Source organism: Citrobacter sp. Igbk 14, assembly GCF_028069825.1.
GTDB lineage: Bacteria > Pseudomonadota > Gammaproteobacteria > Enterobacterales > Enterobacteriaceae > Citrobacter.
Genome location: NZ_JANEWM010000037.1, coordinates 21,882 through 43,311, shown reverse-complemented (window position 1 = coordinate 43,311; position 21,430 = coordinate 21,882). Strand labels below are relative to the sequence as shown.

The window sequence follows — 21,430 nt, the reverse complement described above, 5'->3', positions numbered from 1 at the left end:
GGATGGGATGGGATGTGTGCCAGTTTTGTGTCGTACGAGGATTGTCACGAGAATTCATCTTAATGCATGTGCCATTAACTTGAGGCGTGTGAATGCGGTAATGGCTATATAAAACAGTTAGTTAAATGTGGTTCTACTAATTCGTAATGCGAAGGTCGTAGGTTCGACTCCTATTATCGGCACCATTTCTCTATTTCTTCGCACTGATTTTTACCCTTTCCTGTACCAGGACCAGCCCGTTTGATGTCATCAGCACGATGAGCAGCATCATCTCATTGTATTCAAAAATATCTTCTGTATTACCGCTATCCTTCCTGCAGAAAAAGGAGCAGCGACAGCCGCTCCCTTCTGGCATCAGGATTTTGGGAACACCCAAACATGTTTTTCGGGTAACGCCAGGTGGCAGTGCTGCGGATCGCGTACTTCGTTGCCGTAGGCGCGGATGACAAAATCATCAGCGACGGTGCGGAACAGGTACTCCCAGCGGTCACCGAGATACATGCTGGTGAGCAACGGCAGAGCCAACTGGTTTTCGCCTGGCCCGTCGGCCAGCACCACACGTTCAACGCGGATCACCGCGGTGCCCTCATGGCCAACCTGAACGCCGTCACCCGCCTGACCCCACAGAACCCAGTCACGTCCTTCAATACGTGCTTTGCCGTCACGCACTTCAGTGACTTTGCCATGCAGACGGTTGTTGCTGCCCATAAATTCAGCGGTGAACAGCGTTTTTGGGGAACCATACATCTCTTGCGGCGTACCCTGTTGTTCAATTTTGCCGTTGTTGAGTAGCAGAATGCGGTCAGAAATCGACATCGCTTCTCCCTGGTCATGCGTCACCATCAGCGCGGACAACCCGAGATTAATAATCAACTCACGCAGGAATACGCGCGCTTCTTCCCGCAGTTTTGCATCAAGGTTGGACAACGGCTCATCGAGCAGGATCACGGGTGGGTTATAAACCAGTGCCCGGCCAATCGCTACACGCTGTTGCTGACCGCCAGAAAGTTGATGCGGATGGCGCTTACCCAGATGTCCCAGGCCCAGTTGATCCAACACCCCCTGTACCCGTTGGTTGATCTCTGCGGTGGAGACTTTGCGCAACTTCAGCGGGTAGGCCACATTCTCAAATACGGTTTTATGCGGCCACAAGGCATAGGACTGGAACACCAGCCCCAGGTTACGCTCCTCGGCTGGGATTTCGCTGCGCGGGGTGCCGTCGTAGACTTTGTTGTTGCCGATGGTAATTGACCCTTGTGTCGGTTTTTCCAGCCCAGCCACGGCGCGCAGGAGGGTGGTTTTACCGCTCCCGGACGGCCCCAGTAACGAAACCACTTCGCCCCGTTTGAGGTCCATGGTCACGCCCTTTAGCACCGGGTTATCACCGTAGGTTAAGTGCAGGTTCTCGACCGATAATTCAATCATGTAATTTCACTCCAAAACGTAGGGCAATACCCAGGCCCACCACCACCAACAGAATATTGATAAACGAGAGTGCGGCGACGATGTCGATAGCACCTGCCGCCCACAGAGATACCAGCATCGAGCCGATGGTTTCCGTGCCCGGCGACAGCAGATAGACGCCCGTTGAATACTCACGCTCAAAGATCAGGAACATCAGCAGCCATGAGCCAATCAGCCCATAACGTGAAAGAGGAATGGTAACGTGGCGGGTAATCTGCCCACGCGTCGCACCGGTGCTGCGTGCCGCTTCCTCCAGTTCTGGCCCCACTTGCAGCAACGTTGAGGAGATGAGGCGCAGGCCGTAGGCCATCCACACCACCGTATACGCCAGCCAGACGCTGAAAATGGTGCTCCGTAGCGAACGCAGCCAGACAATCAAAGTGTCTCGCAACCACTGCGACCACGGCATACCGGATAACCAGCCGGATTTCAGCGCGTTATCGAGCCACATTGGTAAGAACAGGAACACCCACAGAAATGCCAGACCCGCGAGCAGGCCCGGCACTGCGCGGGGCACCAGCACGCTGTAGTCGAGAAATCGCGTGGTGTTATCCGGCTTGCGGTGCATCGCGATACCGATAAACAGATAGCAACCTACCGCCAGCGCGCCGCCGATCACGCCAATCGCCATGGAGTTAACGATGGCCCGCAACAGATTCGGCTGTTCCCAGATGGTACGGAAGGTGCTGAGGGACAGCTCATCCCACAGCGACACACCCACACCCCAGTTGGAGATAAACGCACGCAGCACCACGCCCATTAACGGTACGCCAATGGTGATGGTCAGCCAAAACGCGACCACAGCACCCGCTATCCAGCGCCATTTACCCAGCGGTAACGCGCGGGCCTGTGAGGCTTTACCCTTCATGGTCACGAAGCGGTTAGCGGTACGCATCAGGCGACGCTGTAGCATGACCAGTGGGATGGTCAGGCAGATCAGTACCACGGCAACTGCCGCCATCAGGTGATACGACGGCGTACCCAGTTTATTGGTCAACTGATACAGGTAGGTTGCCAGCACCATGTTGCCTTCAGGGTCGCCCAATACCAGCATCAGACCAAAGACTTCCAGACCGAGGAAAAACAGCAACACCACGGCGTACAGAATAGATGGGCGAACCATCGGCAGGCTGACTGATGTCATGACCTGCAGCGGGGATGCGCCGGAGATACGCGCGGCTTCCTCCACGTCTGAGCTCACGCTGCGCAGCGCTGACGAGATATACAGATAAGCGTGCGGTACGTGTGTCAGCCCTGCAATGACCACGATGCTCGACATGTCGTAGATGTTCCACGGCACGAAGCCAATCAGCGATTGTGCCCACAGTGACAGGAAGCCCACCGGGCCTGCGGCCACCACATAGCCAAAACCCAGCACCATCGGTGAAACAAAAATAGGCACCAGGATCAGCGGCTCAATCAACCGTCTACCCGGTAAGTCGGTACGTACCATCAGGAAGGCCAGTATACCGCCCAGAGGAATGGCGATAATGACCAGCCCGAATGCGAGAATAAAGCCACTTTTCAGCGCTTTATAGAAGTCGGGGTCGGTAAAAATAAAGCCAAAGGATTCAAGGCTCCAGTCCTTTGCCGGCGAGAAGAACGGCGCGGACAAAAAGCTTTGTATCACGATGAACGACAACGGCGTGTAGATAACCAGCGCGGTTAACAGCACGACGATGCCACGCGGCAAGCTTTGCCACTTTCTGCGTAATGCATTCATAAGCGGAGATCCGGTAACACGTATTCAGGAAACGAGCACCAGGCGCACCAGTGAACCGTGCGCCCGGTTCTGGCTCTTATTTGGCCGCGGCTTCACGCCACTGTTTGATGTAATCCAGACGTTTTTTCGGTTGCAGGTATTCAAGTAATGACTCATCAACCGGGATCGGCTTCAGCGCGCTACCCAGCATTTTGGTCATACCGTCGATGTCATTTTTACCTTCGATATCGTTGCGAATAGACGGAATATCGGCCTGGTTGGCGAGGATGTTTTGCCCTTTCTCAGACAGCACATAGTCCAGCCACAGTTTGGCGGCATTGCTATGCTCTGCCTGCTGGCTGATGAAAGAAACTCGTGACAGCACCAGGGTGTAGTCCTTCGGATAGGAAATGCCCAGTGACGGATCGTTTTTGGCACGCGCTTCGGCGTAAGAGCCGAGGATATTATAACCAATCAGGTTTTCACCCGATGAAACCCGCTCCATCATCGTACCGGTGGACGATTGCACGGCTAACCCGCCTTTCGCCACGTCGGCCAATGTTTTGAAGTAGTTCGGATCGGCCTTGTAATCCAGCACCGATAGCATGAAGCCAACCCCGGATTTTTCGATATCGTAGGTGGTGACTTTGCTTTTGAATTTATCCACCTGGCCTGCAATCAGCTTGGCCAGTGCGGTGTGAGAATCCGGAACCTCGTTCGCCGGGATGAGGCGCTTGTTGTAAATAAACACCACCGGCTCGTAGGTGGTGCCGTAGGCTTTGTTGTGCCAAACAGCCCATTTCGGTAGCTGGTTCTGCTCTGCTGAAACATACTCCATGGCATAGTCGGTCGCGAGCTTCATCGCGGTATCCATGGAGGAGCTCCAGATGACGTCACCGCTGCCGCCGCCAGCAGCCTGTTCGCTGATATAACGGTTATACAGCTCGGTGCTGTTCATATCGTTATATTCAACTTTGATGCCCGGATAGGTGGCTTCAAAGCCCTGAATCAGCGGCCCAGCCGCTTTGGTATCCGTTGTGGAGTAAACCACGACTTTGCCTTCTTTGGTGGCGGCATCAACCACCTTTTGGTAGTCAGCCGGATACCCCTGCGGCAGTGCGGACAGGGCAGAAAACGACATGAAAACAGCTGCAGAGATCAGAGAGATGCGGAATGTGTTCGCCATTATTATTAACCTTTTATTTACATTTGAGGAGCTAAAAGTCAACATAGCGGATGGGAGGGGAGAGACAAGAGGGGGGAGAGAGCCGGCTGGTGGAAATGTGATTGTTGGCGTTGTTTCGGTAATTAACACCATAGAAACCGTGAGGGCTGTGGGTTGAGAGAATAGAATACTCGCCGTTGTAGGCCGAATGGCGCTTCGTTTATCCGGCCTACAGTGATTGTTACTCCTGAGCCACCCTCCGGTACAGCCGCCTCGGATGCCCAATACTCCCATACTGAATCTCAATCACCACAAACCCAATTTCCACGCAATACTCCAGATAGCGGCGACCCGTGGTCTTGCTGATCCCCGCGTCTTCTACTACCTGTTCGACTGACCAGCTGGTGTCAGGATGCTCGCTGAAAATACGCTTCACCCGCTCGAGCGTTGCCGGTTCAATGCCCTTTGTTGATGGCTGGGTTGATGCCTCACCCGCGGGTAAATTGAACAGTTTATCCAGTGCATGTTGGTCAACAACTTTCACCTGGCGCAGAGTGTGTACCAGCAACATAAAGCGCTCCAGCGAGGCCCGCAGACGGTGGGAGAACACGGGCTTTAGCAGGTAGTCAAACGCGCCGCTGCGCATAGCATGACTGCAGGTTTGCATATCGCTGGCGGCGGTGATGAATATCACCGAGCATTCAAACTGTTTGAGCAGCGGGCTATCAATAAGCTCAACGCCCTGACCGTCAGGCAAATAGTTGTCCAGCAGCAGCAGGCGCGGCCGATGACGGAGGATCAGCTCGCGGGCCTGTTCCAGCGATCCCGCGATCCCCACGATGCGCAGATGGAAGTTTTGCTCAATAAACTCCCGATGCAACTGTGCCAGATGTGGCTCATCTTCAACAATAACAACCTCAAGAGGGCGGATATCAGTCATGGGAAGGTCCTGTCGAAAGTGAAATCTGGAACGGGATGAAAACCGAAAATACGGTACCCTGCGGGATGTTATCGCTCATTTCGATGCTGCCACCGGCCCGACGAACATAGCCCGCGACCAGGTACAGGCCAATACCATGTTCTGCACCGGTGAGTTCGCTGCTGTCAGTGGGTTTACTGGTAAAGCCTTGCTCAAAAATATGCGGCTTCATGGCTTCATCAACGCCACAGCCCCGGTCAGCCACTTCAATCACCAGTTCGTGGTTGCGATCCGATATATACACTTCCACCGGCGCGGTACGTGCTGGCGTTTTCAGCGTGGCATCGACAGCATTGTCCACCAGATTACCTATTACTGACATCAGCTCCGTTTCGCTCAGCCCTTCCGGCAGGCGCGAGAGCTGGCAGGCAGGGTCGAAAACCAGCTCAACACCTTTCTCGCGAGCACCGACATATTTCCCCAGCAGCAGGCCGCACAGCGCCGGAGAGACAAACTGCCTGGAGAGGAAATCCAGCACCTGCTGGGCCCCCTCTGACTGTACCTGGATATAACGCAGCGCGTCGTCATAGCGCTGCATCTGCAGCAGGCCGACGAGCGTAGCCGTCCAGTTGAGCTGCTCGTGGCGCATGATACGCAGGTTATCGGCATAGCGGGTCACCTGGCTGAGTTGGCTGCTGAGCGTATTGATATCGTTCTTATCGCGGAAGCTGAATACCCAACCGCTTTGGGTGCCCGGCTCAACTTCAATAGCCACGCGGTTGACGATGGTTTCCCGTTGATTCAGGACGGTAATATGATCGTGATGGCGGCTGTCATAAGCGGTGTTGCCTGGCACGAAAAACGACGGTGGCAGCTGAATCACCTCATCCAGCGGTTTGCCGAGCAACGCTTGTTCACTCTGGCGAATATTGAGCATCTCCCTGGCGGCGCGGTTGATGAGTATTAGCTGCTTATCGGCATTCACCGCAAACACACCTTCGTACATGGCCTCCAGTAACGCCTTTTGCTGTAGCACCAACTGGGCGATATCTTTAGGTTCCAGGCCGAACATCTGCTTTTTCAGCGTGCGGGTCAGTAACCAGGAAAAAATAAACAGCAGCAGCAGCAGGGCAAGGCCGTACATTCCGGTGCGCCACAGCAGGCGGGCGTTGATATTGGCGATGTAGGAGGTGAGGTAACCGACGGAGACAATGCCGATTACCTGATGATGGTTATCGAAAATAGGTGCCTTACTGCGTAACGAGACACCGATCCCGCCCTTGCGCACTGTGATTATGGTTTTGCCCTTCAGTACGTCAGCATTGTCGCCGCCGATCATCGGCAGGTTAAGGCGCTCCGGGGATTCTGAGTGGTAAAGATGCTGTTCATGCGCATCGCCAATCACAATATAGCTGGCATCGCTTTCGGCGCGCAGCGGCTGAATCAGTTGTGCGATACCGGGAATATCCCGCTGCTGAACTTTTTCTGCCAGACCGGGAATCAGGGCAATTTCGCTGGCCTGTACCCGCGCACGTTGGCCTAAATCGTGGTGCAACTGGCGGTCGATAAAGTGAAACAGCAATACGCCAAGCAGCGCCAGCAGAAGGCAGGAAAAAGCCACCAGTGAGAGGAACAGCTTTACCTGAAAGGACAATCTAAGTTTCATGTAGTCCGCAGCGGCCAGAGCAGAAAGGGTCATCTGAAAAGCCTATCATGCGAAAATACGAACCGTAATCGAGGGACGACAGAGTTGTGAACTGCCTACATTCTCCGCGAATTTCTGAGACAATAAACGGTATGTCGACGATGCGATCCAACGGTTGTATCCATTGAAAATGCGCATCGTTGACGGTGATTTTTTGGGATCTTCCGGTCTATGACTCTGGGTGTCCGTCGATCGCGGCTTTCAGATCGCGATATTCTTCGCATTGGGTGCCGCAGATAGTCTTAATGGTGGCCAGCTCCGCTTTCGCCAGGTCAGGGCGGCCTTTAACCATCCATGCTTCCCCAAGATATTCGCGCACTTTCGCATAGTGCGGATCAAGGGCAATCGATCGTTGGTAGTAACTTATCCCTTCATCCGTACGCCCTAACTTGCGCGTCGCATAGCCTCGATAGTTCCAGGCTTCACGCGTGTTGGGCTGCTGTAAGGTATCGAGTAAATTGATGGCATCCTGATAATGGCCGGTTTTCGCCAGGTGATACGCATACTGTGTTTTATCCTGATCGTCGATCATGCTGCTTTTTTCGGGCAAACATTTTTGGGTTTTGTTGTCGTAAACCTGACCCTTCGGGCATGTTGGTGTGGTGGTATCGTCATTTCCCATGGCGCTGGCTGCAGCGGAGTAGAGCAGCCCGCCTGAGATCAGGCAAATCAACGGCAGTATTTTCGTCATGGCGTGCATCTTCATGATCCTGTCCTCTCGGTATGAGTGAAGGTTCTTGCATGCTGTAAACCGCGCAGACCATGCTTTACTCATTATCGATGCCTATAAATTGACCTGCCGTTTATTTTTAATACACCGCTGATCCAGCCGATTGTTCTGCGGTATTTAGTAATGTCCTGAGTCGTGTGAACTATAGTAAAGATGGCCGTTATTTCTCATTATTAATAACCGTGAGTGAGGGATGTGCATGAAGAAGATTCTGATGCTGGTCGGGGATTATGCCGAAGATTATGAAACGATGGTGCCTTTCCAGGCTCTGCAAATGCTCGGTCACCGGGTTGATGCCGTCTGTCCGGATAAACAACAAGGCGACTATGTTCAAACCGCCATTCACGATTTTGATGGGGCGCAGACCTACAGTGAGAAACCAGGGCATCGCTTCACCTTGAATGCGAATTTCTCTGATGCACGCGAGGCGGATTATGACGCCTTGTTGATCCCAGGTGGGCGGGCTCCGGAGTATTTGCGTCTGAATCCGGATGTCATTCAACTGGTACAAGACTTTAACTCTGCGGGTAAACCTATCGCCGCTGTGTGTCATGGCCCGCAATTGCTGGCGGCAGCCGGGGTGTTAGAAAATCGGACCTGTAGCGCGTATCCAGCGTGTGCGCCAGAAGTTCGATTGAGCGGTGGGCATTATGCCGATATCGGGATTGACCAGGCGCACGTCGATGGCAATCTGGTTACCGCGCCGGCATGGCCTGCCCATCCTGCCTGGTTGGCTAAATTTGTTGAAGTATTAATGAAGTAACGGGTACTGGCTTTGCAGGTCGGTATAACCCATCCGGCTATACCGACTGCAAAAAATTACCGTTGCATGAGTGCGAATACCCCCCAGCCGAGATATTCCCGGGTAAAGGTGACATGGCGTCCTGGTGACGTCCTCAATTGCTCTCTGACTTCCTGCGTAAAGTCATCGTTTGGGTTCACCTCCAGCCATCGAACTGCCCCCGCATGCCTGGGCAATATCTTTCGTGGCGGGTATTTGACGCCAGTAATAGTAAAAATTCTGGGAATATCCATCACTCTCTCCTTAGCGATTATCTAACTGGGCGCGAACATTGTTTAATCCGGTGGTGTTGATGCGGTAGGGCTGACCATTGACGGATTTGATCAGTTTTTTGGTTCTGAGCTTTTTAAACACCTCAAGCGTGCAGTCGCAGAGCAGCAATCCTTCGCGGCTATAACATTCAACGGATGTGACGCGGCCAGCGCTATCTCGGACGTGCGCAATTCGGCCACCTTTGGCGAGAACGTGTAAGGTACGTTGTTCCTGACGGGATAAATTCATACTGGGAAACCTGTTTAATCATCATGTGCAAAACGTGCAAACACACTGCGGTGTCCGCATTCGATTTCGGCGCATTGATAACCAGTCCGGCCTGATAAGGTCGGCAAACTGATTATCTGATGATGACATTCTCCAGCATCAAAGCCTCGGGTTGAGTTGAAAGGTATTTACATGGTGAATGATAACAGGCAGTCCCTCGAGGGGAACCCTTGTGATGCTAATTTGTGATCTGTAACCGCAGTGCGGCCACATTGTAGATAATGCCAAACACCGCTACCGCCAGCAGGAACAGGGATGAGATAAAAACGCTGTATCTGACAAACCGCGTGGGCATCCAGCGTTTGAAAATCACGATATAAAATGACAGAACGGCAACGTCAAAAATGACCCATACCAGCGTGAGTACCAGCATGCTGGTGGCGAAATTATGTGTAACGGTGATGAACTGTGGAAAGAATGAAACGAAAAACAGAATATCTTTCGGGTTTGACACGCCAATCAGAAAACCGTTGATAAATCCCCCATGAGACGGCTGACGAGAGTCTTCGCGGGCGGCTTGATTTCTGGCCCACAGGCTGCAAAACGCGCTATAGCCGATATACAGCGATCCGGCGAGACCCAGCACACACAGCAGCAGCGGAGAGAGTGATACCACCCCCGCCAGCATCAGCGCAGCAAGCGCGAGCAGTAGCAATGAAGCACCGTTCGTTCCGCATAGCGTCATAAAGGCCTGGCGATAGCCGTACTGTACCGCCGTCGCGGTAATCAGCGCCACAACAGGGCCAGGCGTTAGCAACAGTGTTAGCACTGAGAGGCTGTATACAGCCAGTAAAGCGAGGTTCATATCTGATGATCCTGACGTTATTTCTCATCAGTATTCCGCTTGCGTGTCACATTGAAAAACGAATAAAACTGCGCTCTACTGTGAGTAAAACTCAACATAGAAGCCGATGATGACGCTACCCCCGCTGTATGCCCTGAGAGCTTTTGAAGCTGCTGCCCGTCTGGGGTCCTTTAGTAAAGCGGCTATTCAACTGAACGTCACGCCTGGTGCGGTAAGCCGTCATATCCGCACACTGGAAGCCTGGTTTGGCTGCAAACTGTTTGTTCGTAGCGGCCCCCGTATTGAGATAACGCCTTCAGGACAAGGGCTAGCGCAACAGCTGACGGTCGGGTTTCAAAGTTTAGAACATGCCTGCCATGCTTTCCGTAGCAGCAGTCATGAGCTGAGGTTGAAAGCACCCTCAACGTTGACCATGCGCTGGCTGCTGGATGTGCTGCGTCATTTCCGGGAAGCCCATCCAACGCCGGTGATTGAAATCTCCAGCGTGTGGATGGACACCGACTCCGTCGCATTCAGTCGCGAACCGTATGACTGTGCAATCCTGTTGGGGAATGGTTATTTTGGTGAGGATACGGACAGCCGTTTGCTGTTTCAGGAGTGGCTTATCCCGGTATGCGCGCCTGCGTTGCAGGCTCAGGCGCAAAGTGATATCGCCGTCTGTGAATTGATTCATCCTTCCGCCGATCGCCGCGACTGGCGTCGCTGGCTGCGGCGTACCGGGGCATTTCCTGCGTTGAACCTGGCACGTGGCAAAGTGTTCGATACCCTGGAACAGGGGAGTCTTGCGGCAATGAGCGGGCATGGGGTAGCGGTCGCGGATCTGCTATTAAGCCTGACGGCTATTCAGACCGGGATGCTGGCGTTACCGTTTAAACAGGCGGTCGCGACAGGAGAAGGCTATTACCTCGTCTGGCCAAAAGCGTCAACCCGGCTTCGAAATATTGAGTTGTTGTATCGCTGGTTAAAAGAAGCTGTGCCTGAGGCTGACATGGCAGAACTGCTCTGGCTGGAATAACCCGCCGAACACCATATTGATAACAATTCTCATTATTATTGTTGTGTTGTGCGGGTAATGGTAATGTTGCCACCAGTCGTACGTTGCAAATTCTATTTCCTGTGCAGAAGACAGCATGAACAACACCACCGCCCAGAATACATCCGGACGTTTTACCCGCACCTTCTCCGTCAGTGAGTTTAGGGATTTTGGTGAGCGTTACGGGATCGATTACCGTTTTCCGTTGCTGGCGAAAAAACCGGGTCTTCCGTGTTCCAGTGCTGTGTTGCAAGGGGAAGTCGAGGAGATGATGCTCCCTTGCGGGATGTGCGTCACACACTCTGATGTACAGGTGCTGCAACCGTATGAAACCACCTCCCGGCACAGTAGCCCCTTGTATATGCTGGTGGTGCTGGAAGGTTGCGTGATACTGACGCTCAACGGGCAGGAACATGTGGTACGTTCTGGCATGGCGTTTAGTTCGCCTCTGAGTGAACACCAGGCGATGAGCGCCCGCCACCCTGCAGACTGCAAGCTACGAACGCTATCACTTGGGTTATATCCTGACGGGGCATGGCGCACAGGATTACTCGAATCCCTTATGCGTGAGTGGGAAAGCTGCCAGACGCCAACGCTTATTTGGCAGGTGCCGGGGTTTTTACTCAGCGGATTACAATATGCGCAGCAGGGCTCGCTCAGCCAGGTTTCCCGCCAGTTGATGCTGGAAGGGCTGATTTTACAATTATTTGGTCACGGTCTCAGTGTTTGTCAGGTAGAGAGCGGTACATGCCTCGCTGCCAGTGGCGAGCAGCAACGGCTGGAAAGTGTGCGTCGCCTGTTGGAGCAAACCCCTGAAAATGACTACACGCTTAACGAGCTGGCGCAGCGCGCAGCGATGAGCCCCAGCAGTTTGCGCAGTAAATTTCGCATGGCCTATGGCTGCTCGGTGTTTGACTACCTGCGTGACTGCCGCCTGGAGCGCGCGCGTGGCTATTTGTTGGAAGGGTATAGCGTACAGCAAGCGGCATGGATGTCTGGCTACCAGCACGCCACCAACTTTTCTACAGCCTTTCGTCGTCGCTATGGCTTCCCGCCTGGTGATGTTCTCAAACTTTGCTAATCCATTTTCCCGTTTTATGCGCGTGGCAGATTAATAATTTGGCGTTGCGCATACGCAACCTGGCATTCGGCATAGCGACTCCTGATACAAAAATGGCAATAATTCTCATTTACAATTAGATATGCCTTGGGAGATGTTCATGTTCGCGAAGACTCGGTTGGCGCTGCTGGTAGGATGGGTGACCGGCAGTGTGGCTTTTCCTCTGCTGGCGCAGGAAACACCAAAAAACGATACGGTGGTTGTCACCTCGCAAATGCAAAGTGGGGCAACCAAGCTTGCCACACCGGATATCGAAACGCCGCAATCGGTCTCTATCGTTACCCGTGAACAATTTGAAGAGCAAGGTGCAACCAGCGTGCGGCAGGCTGTTAGCTACACGCCTGGGGTGTACAGTAACCAGATTGGTGCCTCCAACCGCTTTGACTACATTGTGCTGCGCGGTTTCTCCGATGGTAGTCTGGACAACGTCTATCTCGACGGCCTGAAAATGATGGGCGACACTAACTCGCACAGTTCGCTGGTGGTCGATCCGTGGTTTCTCGACAATATTGAAGTGGTGCGCGGCCCGGCTTCCGTGCTGTACGGCCGATCTTCTCCGGGCGGGATCGTGGCGCTGACATCGCGTAAACCGTCGTTTGATGCGGGCGGAGAAGTGAAACTGTTTGCCGGAAACAACAATCAGCGAGGCGCCGCGTTTGATGTCACCGGGGCGCTGGACGATAACGACCGCGTGGCGGCGCGCCTGAGTGGCATGACGCGCTATGCTGATTCGCAGTTTGGCCCGTTGAAAGAAGAGCGCTACGCGCTGATGCCCAGTCTGACCTGGCGCATCACCGATCAGACGCGTCTTGACCTGATGGCCTATCTGCACCGTGACCCGGAAGGTGGCAGCCACTCTGGCCTGCCGTATGACGGCACCGTTGTGCCACACTATGGGCAGAAGATCGCCAACACCTTCTACGAAGGCGAGGACGAATACGACAAATACGATCGCCGTGAAAATATGGTCGGCTACAACATTGAGCACATGTTTGATAGCGGCTGGTCGGTGCGGCAAAAGTTACGCTATTTGCATACCGACGTTGAACTGAACCAGGTGTATGCGGCGGGCTGGTTGAATGAAACAGAGCTTAATCGCGGTTATTCCGGCTCAGACGAAAAAATGTCGGCGATTACCCTGGATAATCAACTGGATGGTAGTTTTGATACCTGGCAGGTCAATCACCGCTTGCTGGTGGGCATCGATTATCAGGATCGCAGTAACAATACTACCGGCTATTACGGGGCATTTCCGCCGATCGATGCGTTTAACCCGGTGTACGGGGCGAAGCCGGATTACATCAATATGTATGCACGCGAGAAGCACAAGTTGCGCCAGACGGGCTACTATTTGCAGGATCAGATGTCATGGGATCGCTGGCGTATAACGCTCGGTGGCCGCTACGATCAGGTGAGCATATCGAATATTGATAAGCAAAACGGCACTCGCAGCGATCTGGACAAAAATAACTTCAGCAGTCGCGCTGCTCTGCTTTATTTGTTCGATAACGGTGTTGCGCCGTACATCAGCTATTCCACCGCCTTTACGCCAACCAGTTTTGCTGATGAGAACGGTAACCTGTTGGAACCGATGAAAGGCAAGCAGTGGGAAGCCGGGCTGAAATATGAACCGGAAGGGTTGAATAGCCAGTTTAGCGCGTCGGTGTTCCGCATTAATCAGACCAATATTGCCACCAAAGAAGAGCCGACCGATCCGTACCGTTCGATTGGCGAAATTGAATCTGAAGGGGTGGAGCTGGAAGCTATTAGCCAACTGACGGACAGTTTCCGTTTGCAGGCGGCGTATACCTACACCGATATTCGCTATAAGAAAAGTAGCCCGGAAGAACAGGGTAAGCGTGCCGTTTATGCACCGCGCAATCAGGCCAGCACCTGGTTAAGCTACGATGTGAAAAGTGGCTCACTGGAGGGGCTGACGTTGGGCTCAGGCGTGCGCTACGTTAATGGTATTACCAGCGATCGCCAGAATACTCACACCCTGCCATCGTATACGCTGGTGGATCTGGCGGTGGGTTATGACTTAACGAACATCGGTATAAAAGGACTGAGTGCGCAGCTCAACGTTAACAACCTGACCGATAAACGCTATGTCGCGGCCTGCAACTCGCTTTCTTATTGTTACTTTGGCGCAGAACGCAGCATTGTTGGCAGCGTATCCTGGAAATTCTGAGTCTCTCTTTTTAGCCGGATGCGGCGCTGGCGCCTTATCCGGCCTACAGCAGCGTGTAAATTGTAGGCCTGATAAGCACAGCGTATCAGGCATAGTGAGTGCGGCTATTTTGTAAAACCGTTTTGCATACAAATCTGCGCGCTGGTTCTCAGGGTGAAGGCTAACTTGTCAGGATACTGACTGTAATAGTTATGTTCTTCTTCCAGCCCTTTTGCCTGCGCCAGACGTACTGTCTCCAACGAACAGGTTCGGTAGATCAAATCTTTATTCATATTACTCTGCTTCTCGTGCTGTTTATCTGCAGACAGCGCCAGCCAGCGTTCTGAAAGCGTATAATCGTAGACTACCCGATTATCTTTCGCCTGAACGTTCTCAATGGTAATGAATTCGTCAATTTTCAGTCTTGGCTGCCCGCGCATTTTTTTCTTATCTTCTGTAGCGGCATATTGCGCCAGCGCATTAATATCCATGCCGGCTATTTTTTGCTTATAGACTTCAACGTAAGCCGCAGGCTGCTGATAATGCTGAGCATAGGTATTTCTTAATTCCCCGTCACTCATTGAACAGCCAGCTAAAAATAAAGGTAATAGCAGCGTCAGTTTTGTTTTAGTCATAATGTTATCCCATGCATTATTGTGGTCCCCAGTCGCCCATAACAAAATAAACGTCATCGTATTACAGGTGATCTTTAGGGTTGTATAAACGGGGCGGCGACAGCACAAGTGCAATTATCTTAAAATGGTGGAGTAAGCGGGAAACCCTGCCAGAATTGGCAGGGTTAATGGATGAAGAAGATCAGAATTCCATTTTCACCGTGAACTGCACTTCTCGTGGGTCACCAATCTGATTACCCAGATTATTGGTGGCAATGGATGAGGTGTAATAGGTCTTATCAAACAGGTTTTTCACATTGAGCTGCAAGGTGACCGGATACTGCAGCTTCATTTTATAAGCAGCAAAGGCATCGGCGACAAAATAGCCCGGCAGATAATAGTCTGCGCCATTGGTTGCGGAACGGCGACTCACTCCATGACCCCCACCGCCAATCGTCAGGGTATTACCCATAAAGGCATTCTGAATATCGTAGGTGAGGAATAATGAGCCGGTATGCTTCGGTACATTAGGCAGCGGCTTACCTTTGTAATCAGGATCTTCCGTCACTTTCGCGGCGGTATAACCGTAGCTGGCGATGATATTGGTGTTGGTGGTCAACGAACCGGCGACATCCACTTCCACGCCTTGTGAACGCACGCGACCCGCCGTTTTCGCCACGGTTTCGCCATTGATCATTTCGTTGTACAGCACATTGCGTTTATCAATATCAAACAGAGCAATATTGGCGGTGATACCGTCAAAGATATCGAATTTTGCCCCCACTTCATACGCTGTTGAGGTTTCAGGTGGCAGTTCGCCAATATAACTGGCAATAGAATATTGCGGCATGAAGGATCGCGACACGTTACCGAACAGCGATACGGACGGCGTCAGTTTGTAAACCATACCGAATTTGGGCACCCACTGTTGGTCGGTACTGTCGGTATTGACGTTGAACGGACGGCCTTTGCCAGCGTATTCGGTGTAGTACTGATAACGCATCCCGGCGACGGCGATCCATTTATCGGTCAGGTACAGCGCGTCCTGCACATACGCAGAATAGCTCTCTTGTTGAATGGTCTGATCGCTATCAGCGGCAGAAACGTTAGTACATTTACCCAACGTACCGTAGACAGGATTATAAATATTGAACCCTTTTACGTTCTTACAGCGGATCATGTCGGTGCGTAGCAGATCGTAGTTCTCATAAGAGACACCGGTGAGGATCTCGTTATAAAAGCCAGCGATATCGACGTTGCCCTGCAAATCGGCACGCGTGGCGTGCATGCGCTGGGTGGAGCCTTGAGTGGCATCTACACGGCGGGTCAGATTTCCGGTGGCAGAATCATAAGCCATCACGCGAGCCTGATTATCGCTGTATTTATCCTGGCTAAAGCTGTAATCGAATTTCGCTGTCCATTCACTGTTGAAACGGTATTCGGCATTCAACTGCGCCAGATCTGATTCGCCATCGGTGATATTAAACGGCTCATCAAAACGGGTTTTGCTATCCACATTCACCGCGTGTTTGGTGTTGAGATCGAAAATGGTGCCGCGATCGAACGGGGCTTTATAGTCGCGATGTGAGTAGAGCACGTTGACGGTGGCGTTGTCGCCAAACCAGGTCAGGGACGGGGAGATGAAAGTGCTCTGATTCGTGCCGAAGTTACGCCAGTAATCCTCATGCTGATATTCGCCGATCAGGCGATAGGCCAACTGCGTGCCTTCAATCGGCCCGGTCACGTCAAACTGCCCTGTGCCGCCGCCAAAGCTGCTGGAGGTTGCTGAAATCGACCCGCCAAACTGCGTTTCCGGACGTTTGGTGACGACATTAATCAGCCCGCCGGGATCGAGAATCCCGTACAGGGTTGAGGCCGGGCCTTTCAGCACTTCCACGCGTGAGGTGGCGGCGTTAAAGCTGCGCGGCAACACGGTTTTCAGACCGTTGGTCATCACCGAGCCGTCACGGTTTGCGCCGAAGCCGCGGCGGACAAACGCATCCTGTGTGCCACCTAATGTGTTGGTTTGCACAACGTTACTGACGTTATACAGCGCTTCGTCCAGCGTCGTGACATGCTGATCTTCCAGAACTTTATCGCTGACAGTGTTCACCACTTGTGGAATATCCAACAATGGCATGGATGTCAGCGTCGCGGTGGACGAGCTCAGCGGTTGGTAACCCGATGTTACGGCCTGATCGGCAGAAGACGCATCTGCCCGAACAGTGATGGTATCTTCCCCTTTAGGCGGAGTTGTCTCTTTCTCCGCTGCTAATACCGTAGATGTTGTTGTCATGCCCAGAAAGAGAGCAGAGCACAATGCCCGCCCTTTCATCCCCGAAAAGTAAGTCGTTAACTCAGCCATTATTTTATTTATTCCGCAAAAGACCCTGCCAAAAATGGGCAGGGAAACAGGTTGATTCAATTCATTGCCCGGCTTGCCAGCCCTGCATTTATCCATCTGTAAACCAGCGTTACTGGCGTCAGATGTGTAATTGAGAATCATTCAATCATGGGCGTTTGTAGTAGTAAATGTAAAAATGAAAAAGAAACTACAGGCGATTCACCGCAATTTAACCGTCTTTTTTTTGAGGGTATTTAATTTTCAATACATTGAAAAAGAATGATTTTTATTGATTTTTCAGCGGTTTTTATTTGTGCTTTAGTTGTTGGTTACAAGTGATGTAACTACAGGGTGTAATTGCTTGACTACTACAGTGCAAGCCAGCAAGATCACAAAGAGAATGAGTTTTATTTTTATTTAGAGAGTTACGCATGCAGGCTTTGCCATGCGGCGGCGCAGGAGTGAACATGCCACAGCATGTGGAAAATACCGCCCACAGAACGGGCATTGAACTACAACAGCTTTCTGCGGGTTATCGCCATAACACCATTGTCCACGATATCTGTCTTACTATCCCACAAGGCAAAATGACGGTGCTGGTAGGGGCGAACGGCTCGGGTAAATCAACGTTGTTAAGCACAATCGCCCGTATGTTGAAACTGCACGGTGGCAGCGTATTACTGGATGGCAAAGCCATTCATCAGCAGCCCACCAAAGCGGTTTCACGCCAGCTCGGGATCCTGCCGCAATCCCCATTGGTGCCCGAAGGACTCACCGTTTTCGAACTGGTATCGCGCGGGCGTTTTCCCTGGCAGAACATGCTTTCGCAATGGACGGACGATGACGAGCGCGCCGTGGAGCAGGCACTCCAGTTGACCGGAACTGCTGATTTTGCGCATTTACCGGTAGAGAGCCTTTCCGGTGGGCAACGTCAGCGCTGCTGGATTGCGATGGCGCTGGCACAGCAAACGCCGGTCATCTTGTTGGATGAGCCGACTACGTTTCTCGATCTGCGCTATCAGGTAGAGATCCTCGAACTGCTGCATTCACTGACTCGCCATCATGGCCGTACAGTGGTTGTGGTCCTGCATGACCTGAATTTTGCCGTGAATTACGGGGACATGCTGGTGTTCCTCAAGCAGGGGACGTTGCAGGGCGTCGTGCATGATGGCGAAAACTGCACGCCCGAGTTGATTAAGCATGTATTTGACGTCGACGTGCAGATGTCTGTGAATCCTCTCACCGGCAAACCGTTCTTTATGCCGTTCCGCGCGCCGGGCGGGCAAGCGCAATGACGGTCATGGCAACCACACAGGCTCGTCGCCGTGGCCGGTTTATGCTGGCGCTCCCCATGTTAACGCTGCTGTTGTGTGTTTTGGCGGTGGTGCACCTGGGTGTTGGCGCACGCACTATCAGCCCGCAGACCGTCGTACAGGCGCTGTTCCACTTTGACGCGAAAAATTTTGACCACCGGATTATTGTCTCCTTACGTCTGCTGCGTATGACGGCGGCGATGCTGGTCGGCGCGGCGTTAGGTGTTGCGGGTGTGCTGTTGCAGGCATTGATTCGTAATCCGCTGGGAGAGCCGCATATTCTGGGACTGAATGCCGGTGCGGCGTTTGTCGTTGTGTTGTGTGCCGCGCTTGGCGTGACGGGGGCAAGCCAGCCATTGCTGGCGGCAGGCGGTGCTGCGGCACTCTTTTCGTTGGTGATGGCGCTTTCATCTGCCGGGCGCGGTGGCTTAACGCCGCTGAAGGTCACGTTGTGCGGCGTGGCGTTGTCGGCCATGGTGTCATCGCTGACTGCGGCGATCCTGATTCTGGATGAACAAACCCTATTGGCAATGCGCACCTGGCTGGTGGGGGATCTCGCGGGTCTGAGTTGGGAAAGTGTCAAAAGCGCCGTTCCCCCGTCGCTTGCCGGTATGGTGCTGGCGCTCGCTATCGCGCCGGGCCTGAATATTCTGGCCCTCGGCGACCGTATGGCCTGTGGGTTAGGGGTGAACATTCTGCGCATACGCGTGCTGGCGATGATCGCCATTGCGCTGCTGTGCGGTGCGGCAGTCTCCGTCGTGGGGCCGCTGGGGTTTATCGGCCTGTTAGTACCTAACGTTATCCGCCGTCTGGTAACAGACGATATTCGTCAGATGCTACCGACGTCGGCATTGCTGGGTGCGGCGCTGCTGCTGCTGGCGGATATTGCCGCCCGCACGGTGCTGGCTCCGCAGGAGCTGGCTACAGGGATCATGACCGCCCTGGTGGGTGCTCCGGCGTTTATTTTCATTGCGTCGAGGTTTTTGAAATGAACGATATGCTGCAGCGTGCAGGGCTTCGTGCATGGCGGGTGGGGGGATTTTCTCGTGTCATTCGTCCCAAAACCGTGCTGTACAGCCTCGGCCTGACGGTGCTGGCCATCGCATTACTGCTGTTCGGCGTGATGCAGGGTTCGCTCCCGGTTCCGGCTTCCGCTATCGGACGGGCGTTGTTTGATCCTCAGGTGTTGACGGCTCAGCAACAGTATGTCGTTTGGGATGTTCGACTGCCGCGACTGCTGATGGCGCTTCAGTGCGGGGCGATGCTCGGATTGGCCGGGGCGGCAATGCAATCGATCACCCGCAACGGGTTGGCCGATCCCGGGCTTATCGGTGTCAAAGAAGGAAGTTGCGTGGTGGTGCTGGCCCTGGTGCTGCTTTTCCCGTCCGCTAGTCTGGTCTGGCGGCCCCTGGCGGGAATAGCCGGCGGCGCACTGGTCGCCACACTGGTGATGCTGCTGGCCCGTGATTTCTCCCGGCCTCGCTTCGTGTTGATAGGCATTGGTGTGTCATGGTTCTTTGCAGCGGGAATGGGCGTATTTATGACCACCGCCGATGTCCGTGACGTACAGACTGCGCTGGTCTGGCTGACGGGCAGCCTTCATGCCGCCACCTGGCCACTGCTGCTGGTGGCGCTGGTCTGGACGTTGCCTGCGGCCATTATCTTATTTGCCACGGCGCGAGCTTCGGATGTGGCGCTGCTTGGCAATGCGACGGCAACGGGGCTGGGTGTACATCTACCCCGACTGGCGTTGTTGCGTTTTCTCGCGCCGGTTGTACTCACCGCCGCCAGTGTTGCCTGTGTGGGTAGCCTCGGTTTTGTCGGGTTGATGGCGCCACACATGGCACGATTCTGGCTGCGTGGCGGACAAACAGCGCTGCTGTGGGGCAGTGCGTTGATCGGTGCGTTGCTGGTGCTGGTGACCGATACCGTGGGTCGTCTGGCGTTTGCACCACTGCAAATCCCAGCCGGGATCGTCATTGCCCTGGTCGGTGGACCGTTCTTTTTACTGTTGCTCTGGCGTCGCCGGGATCGTTTGTAATTGTTAAGAGGGTATATGCGCTTAATCTTTTCATTGCTGCTGCTGGTCGGCTGCACCGTCCAGGCGGCGGGGCCTGTTCAGTCATTTACTGACGATCTCGGGCGGGTGGTGAACGTACCGCTACATCCGCAGCGCATTGTGTCATTGCACGATCTCGACATCACTATTCCGCTGATCGAGCTGGGCGTGCCTCCGGTGGCCAGTCACGGCCGAACGCGCCCGGATGGCAGCCATTTTTTACGCTCCGGCGTGCTGCTGACCGGCGTGGATTTTGATAATTCGAACATGACGTATATCGGTACGGCAGACATTGATATTGAAGCTATTGTCGCCGCGAAACCGGATTTAATTATCACCGAACCCAGCCGTAACACGCCGATTGAGCAACTGGAAAAAATAGCGCCGACGGTCAGTATCGACCATCTCGATGGCGGTGCACCGGAGATCTACCGCAAGCTGGCGCAACTGACAGGTACGCAGAACCGGCTGGCATTGCTGGAACGGCGCTACCGTGAAGAAATTGCCCAGCTCAAGCGGACGGTCGATACGCAGCACATCTCTGTGGCGGTAATACAGGCCAATCAGGGCAAAATTAATGCGTTGCACACCTATCATTCCCTGGGGCGAGTGTTACGCGATGCTGGCTTCACCTTCCCGAAGCTTATTGACAGCATTCCGCCGGGTGGGCGCATTGATGTCAGTGCGGAACGTCTGCCTGAACTGGATGCAGATTTTGTCTTCGCGACCTGGCGTGGCGATACCGGCGGTAAACCGCAGGATGAAATCGCGGCGATGGATGCGGTGATGCCTGGCTGGTGTGAGTTCCTGACCGCCTGCCAGCGCGGACATTACGTTTTACTCTCCCGTGAAGAGGCGATATCCAATTCCTATGCCTCGCTGAGCCTGATGGTGGCGCAGGTGCAAACGCACATCGCCGGACGATGGCTACCGGAGGCTAAATAA

At 53.5% G+C, this 21,430-nt stretch carries 19 protein-coding genes and 1 pseudogene; 9 read left to right on the top strand and 11 right to left on the bottom strand.

The genetic code is table 11. The annotated features are described in order from the left end of the window. Positions 1 to 354 precede the first annotated feature (354 nt). From NNN64_RS15130 to NNN64_RS15120, 3 genes are all read right to left on the bottom strand, one after another. On the bottom strand, positions 355 to 1,425 hold the full coding sequence (locus NNN64_RS15130) for an ABC transporter ATP-binding protein (protein WP_271441882.1): 1,071 nt from the start codon (positions 1,423 to 1,425) through the stop codon (positions 355 to 357). Next, positions 1,418 to 3,187, bottom strand: a complete 1,770-nt coding sequence (locus NNN64_RS15125) for an ABC transporter permease (protein WP_005133551.1) — start codon at positions 3,185 to 3,187, stop codon at positions 1,418 to 1,420. The genes NNN64_RS15130 and NNN64_RS15125 overlap by 8 nt, the downstream gene beginning before the upstream one ends. Before the next feature lie 76 nt (positions 3,188 to 3,263). Further along, entirely contained in the window at positions 3,264 to 4,352 is a 1,089-nt protein-coding gene (locus NNN64_RS15120; protein ID WP_271441881.1) for an ABC transporter substrate-binding protein, read from the bottom strand. On the opposite strand from NNN64_RS15120, the gene NNN64_RS15115 reads away from it, so the two are divergent. Continuing rightward, positions 4,306 to 4,509 carry a hypothetical protein gene (locus NNN64_RS15115; RefSeq protein ID WP_271441886.1) on the top strand — a complete coding sequence of 68 codons (204 nt, stop codon included), beginning with the start codon at positions 4,306 to 4,308 and terminating at the stop codon, positions 4,507 to 4,509. The genes NNN64_RS15120 and NNN64_RS15115 overlap by 47 nt on opposite strands. A 63-nt stretch (positions 4,510 to 4,572) precedes the next feature. On the opposite strand, the gene NNN64_RS15110 is transcribed toward NNN64_RS15115, so the two are convergent. The 3 genes from NNN64_RS15110 to NNN64_RS15100 all read right to left on the bottom strand — a co-directional run bounded on the left by NNN64_RS15110 (position 4,573) and on the right by NNN64_RS15100 (position 7,655). After that, complete coding sequence (locus tag NNN64_RS15110; protein ID WP_271441880.1) at positions 4,573 to 5,271, bottom strand: response regulator; 699 nt, start codon at positions 5,269 to 5,271, stop codon at positions 4,573 to 4,575. Beyond that, entirely contained in the window at positions 5,264 to 6,916 is a 1,653-nt protein-coding gene (locus NNN64_RS15105; RefSeq protein WP_271441885.1) for an ATP-binding protein, read from the bottom strand. Before NNN64_RS15105 ends, NNN64_RS15110 begins: the two co-directional genes overlap by 8 nt. Before the next feature lie 208 nt (positions 6,917 to 7,124). Continuing rightward, positions 7,125 to 7,655 (bottom strand): tetratricopeptide repeat protein, encoded by a 531-nt coding sequence (locus NNN64_RS15100; protein WP_413595932.1) that lies wholly within the window; start codon positions 7,653 to 7,655, stop codon positions 7,125 to 7,127. A 223-nt stretch (positions 7,656 to 7,878) separates the two neighbouring features. On the opposite strand from NNN64_RS15100, the gene NNN64_RS15095 reads away from it, so the two are divergent. Then, the gene (locus NNN64_RS15095) at positions 7,879 to 8,448 is read left to right on the top strand and encodes a DJ-1/PfpI family protein (RefSeq protein WP_271441879.1); all 570 of its coding nucleotides are present in this window, start codon (positions 7,879 to 7,881) and stop codon (positions 8,446 to 8,448) included. Between the two features lie 56 nt (positions 8,449 to 8,504). Here the strand turns inward: NNN64_RS15095 and NNN64_RS15090 are convergent. From NNN64_RS15090 to NNN64_RS15080, 3 genes and pseudogenes are all read right to left on the bottom strand, one after another. Beyond that, positions 8,505 to 8,639: pseudogene (locus NNN64_RS15090) on the bottom strand (SAM-dependent methyltransferase); the annotation flags it as partial. A gap of 91 nt (positions 8,640 to 8,730) precedes the next feature. After that, complete coding sequence (locus NNN64_RS15085; protein ID WP_048212521.1) at positions 8,731 to 8,988, bottom strand: YjhX family toxin; 258 nt, start codon at positions 8,986 to 8,988, stop codon at positions 8,731 to 8,733. A 217-nt stretch (positions 8,989 to 9,205) separates the two neighbouring features. Then, a complete protein-coding gene (locus tag NNN64_RS15080) occupies positions 9,206 to 9,832 on the bottom strand; it encodes a LysE family translocator (RefSeq protein WP_271441878.1) in 627 nt (208 codons plus the stop codon). Between the two features lie 109 nt (positions 9,833 to 9,941). Here NNN64_RS15080 and NNN64_RS15075 point away from each other — a divergent pair, with 109 nt between their 5' ends. The 3 genes from NNN64_RS15075 (at position 9,942) to foxA (ending at position 14,176) form a co-directional block, all read left to right on the top strand. Continuing rightward, on the top strand, positions 9,942 to 10,847 hold the full coding sequence (locus tag NNN64_RS15075) for a LysR substrate-binding domain-containing protein (protein ID WP_271441884.1): 906 nt from the start codon (positions 9,942 to 9,944) through the stop codon (positions 10,845 to 10,847). Between the two features lie 115 nt (positions 10,848 to 10,962). Continuing rightward, a complete protein-coding gene (locus tag NNN64_RS15070) occupies positions 10,963 to 11,946 on the top strand; it encodes a helix-turn-helix transcriptional regulator (protein ID WP_271441877.1) in 984 nt (327 codons plus the stop codon). Positions 11,947 to 12,067: 121 nt separating this feature from the next. Next, on the top strand, positions 12,068 to 14,176 hold the full coding sequence (gene foxA, locus NNN64_RS15065) for a ferrioxamine B receptor FoxA (RefSeq protein WP_271441876.1): 2,109 nt from the start codon (positions 12,068 to 12,070) through the stop codon (positions 14,174 to 14,176). Between the two features lie 104 nt (positions 14,177 to 14,280). Here foxA and NNN64_RS15060 read toward each other — a convergent pair whose 3' ends face one another. After that, positions 14,281 to 14,790, bottom strand: coding sequence for a hypothetical protein (locus tag NNN64_RS15060; RefSeq protein ID WP_271441875.1), 510 nt, complete (start codon positions 14,788 to 14,790; stop codon positions 14,281 to 14,283). 181 nt (positions 14,791 to 14,971) lie between these two features. Next, positions 14,972 to 17,134 carry a TonB-dependent siderophore receptor gene (locus NNN64_RS15055; protein ID WP_271441874.1) on the bottom strand — a complete coding sequence of 721 codons (2,163 nt, stop codon included), beginning with the start codon at positions 17,132 to 17,134 and terminating at the stop codon, positions 14,972 to 14,974. 446 nt (positions 17,135 to 17,580) lie between these two features. Here NNN64_RS15055 and NNN64_RS15050 point away from each other — a divergent pair, with 446 nt between their 5' ends. Genes NNN64_RS15050 through NNN64_RS15035 form a run of 4 tightly spaced genes read left to right on the top strand, consistent with a single transcriptional unit; the run spans position 17,581 to position 21,430 of the window. Beyond that, the gene (locus NNN64_RS15050) at positions 17,581 to 18,408 is read left to right on the top strand and encodes an ABC transporter ATP-binding protein (RefSeq protein ID WP_271441873.1); all 828 of its coding nucleotides are present in this window, start codon (positions 17,581 to 17,583) and stop codon (positions 18,406 to 18,408) included. Then, positions 18,405 to 19,418, top strand: coding sequence for a FecCD family ABC transporter permease (locus NNN64_RS15045; protein ID WP_271441872.1), 1,014 nt, complete (start codon positions 18,405 to 18,407; stop codon positions 19,416 to 19,418). The genes NNN64_RS15050 and NNN64_RS15045 overlap by 4 nt, the downstream gene beginning before the upstream one ends. Then, complete coding sequence (locus NNN64_RS15040; protein ID WP_271441871.1) at positions 19,415 to 20,467, top strand: FecCD family ABC transporter permease; 1,053 nt, start codon at positions 19,415 to 19,417, stop codon at positions 20,465 to 20,467. The genes NNN64_RS15045 and NNN64_RS15040 overlap by 4 nt, the downstream gene beginning before the upstream one ends. Positions 20,468 to 20,482: 15 nt before the next feature. Next, positions 20,483 to 21,430, top strand: coding sequence for an iron-siderophore ABC transporter substrate-binding protein (locus NNN64_RS15035; protein ID WP_271441870.1), 948 nt, complete (start codon positions 20,483 to 20,485; stop codon positions 21,428 to 21,430).

Coding starts and splice junctions, on each gene's coding strand:
- NNN64_RS15040 (WP_271441871.1), top strand. CDS start 19,415: ATGAACGATATGCTGCAGCGTGCAGGGCTTCGTGCATGGCGGGTGGGG.
- NNN64_RS15120 (WP_271441881.1), bottom strand. CDS start 4,352: ATGGCGAACACATTCCGCATCTCTCTGATCTCTGCAGCTGTTTTCATG.
- NNN64_RS15045 (WP_271441872.1), top strand. CDS start 18,405: ATGACGGTCATGGCAACCACACAGGCTCGTCGCCGTGGCCGGTTTATG.
- foxA (WP_271441876.1), top strand. CDS start 12,068: ATGCCTTGGGAGATGTTCATGTTCGCGAAGACTCGGTTGGCGCTGCTG.
- NNN64_RS15130 (WP_271441882.1), bottom strand. CDS start 1,425: ATGATTGAATTATCGGTCGAGAACCTGCACTTAACCTACGGTGATAAC.
- NNN64_RS15080 (WP_271441878.1), bottom strand. CDS start 9,832: ATGAACCTCGCTTTACTGGCTGTATACAGCCTCTCAGTGCTAACACTG.
- NNN64_RS15095 (WP_271441879.1), top strand. CDS start 7,879: ATGTGCATGAAGAAGATTCTGATGCTGGTCGGGGATTATGCCGAAGAT.
- NNN64_RS15055 (WP_271441874.1), bottom strand. CDS start 17,134: ATGGCTGAGTTAACGACTTACTTTTCGGGGATGAAAGGGCGGGCATTG.
- NNN64_RS15035 (WP_271441870.1), top strand. CDS start 20,483: ATGCGCTTAATCTTTTCATTGCTGCTGCTGGTCGGCTGCACCGTCCAG.
- NNN64_RS15125 (WP_005133551.1), bottom strand. CDS start 3,187: ATGAATGCATTACGCAGAAAGTGGCAAAGCTTGCCGCGTGGCATCGTC.
- NNN64_RS15115 (WP_271441886.1), top strand. CDS start 4,306: ATGAAAACAGCTGCAGAGATCAGAGAGATGCGGAATGTGTTCGCCATT.
- NNN64_RS15070 (WP_271441877.1), top strand. CDS start 10,963: ATGAACAACACCACCGCCCAGAATACATCCGGACGTTTTACCCGCACC.
- NNN64_RS15105 (WP_271441885.1), bottom strand. CDS start 6,916: ATGAAACTTAGATTGTCCTTTCAGGTAAAGCTGTTCCTCTCACTGGTG.
- NNN64_RS15060 (WP_271441875.1), bottom strand. CDS start 14,790: ATGACTAAAACAAAACTGACGCTGCTATTACCTTTATTTTTAGCTGGC.
- NNN64_RS15110 (WP_271441880.1), bottom strand. CDS start 5,271: ATGACTGATATCCGCCCTCTTGAGGTTGTTATTGTTGAAGATGAGCCA.
- NNN64_RS15050 (WP_271441873.1), top strand. CDS start 17,581: ATGCCACAGCATGTGGAAAATACCGCCCACAGAACGGGCATTGAACTA.
- NNN64_RS15075 (WP_271441884.1), top strand. CDS start 9,942: ATGACGCTACCCCCGCTGTATGCCCTGAGAGCTTTTGAAGCTGCTGCC.
- NNN64_RS15085 (WP_048212521.1), bottom strand. CDS start 8,988: ATGAATTTATCCCGTCAGGAACAACGTACCTTACACGTTCTCGCCAAA.
- NNN64_RS15100 (WP_413595932.1), bottom strand. CDS start 7,655: ATGCACGCCATGACGAAAATACTGCCGTTGATTTGCCTGATCTCAGGC.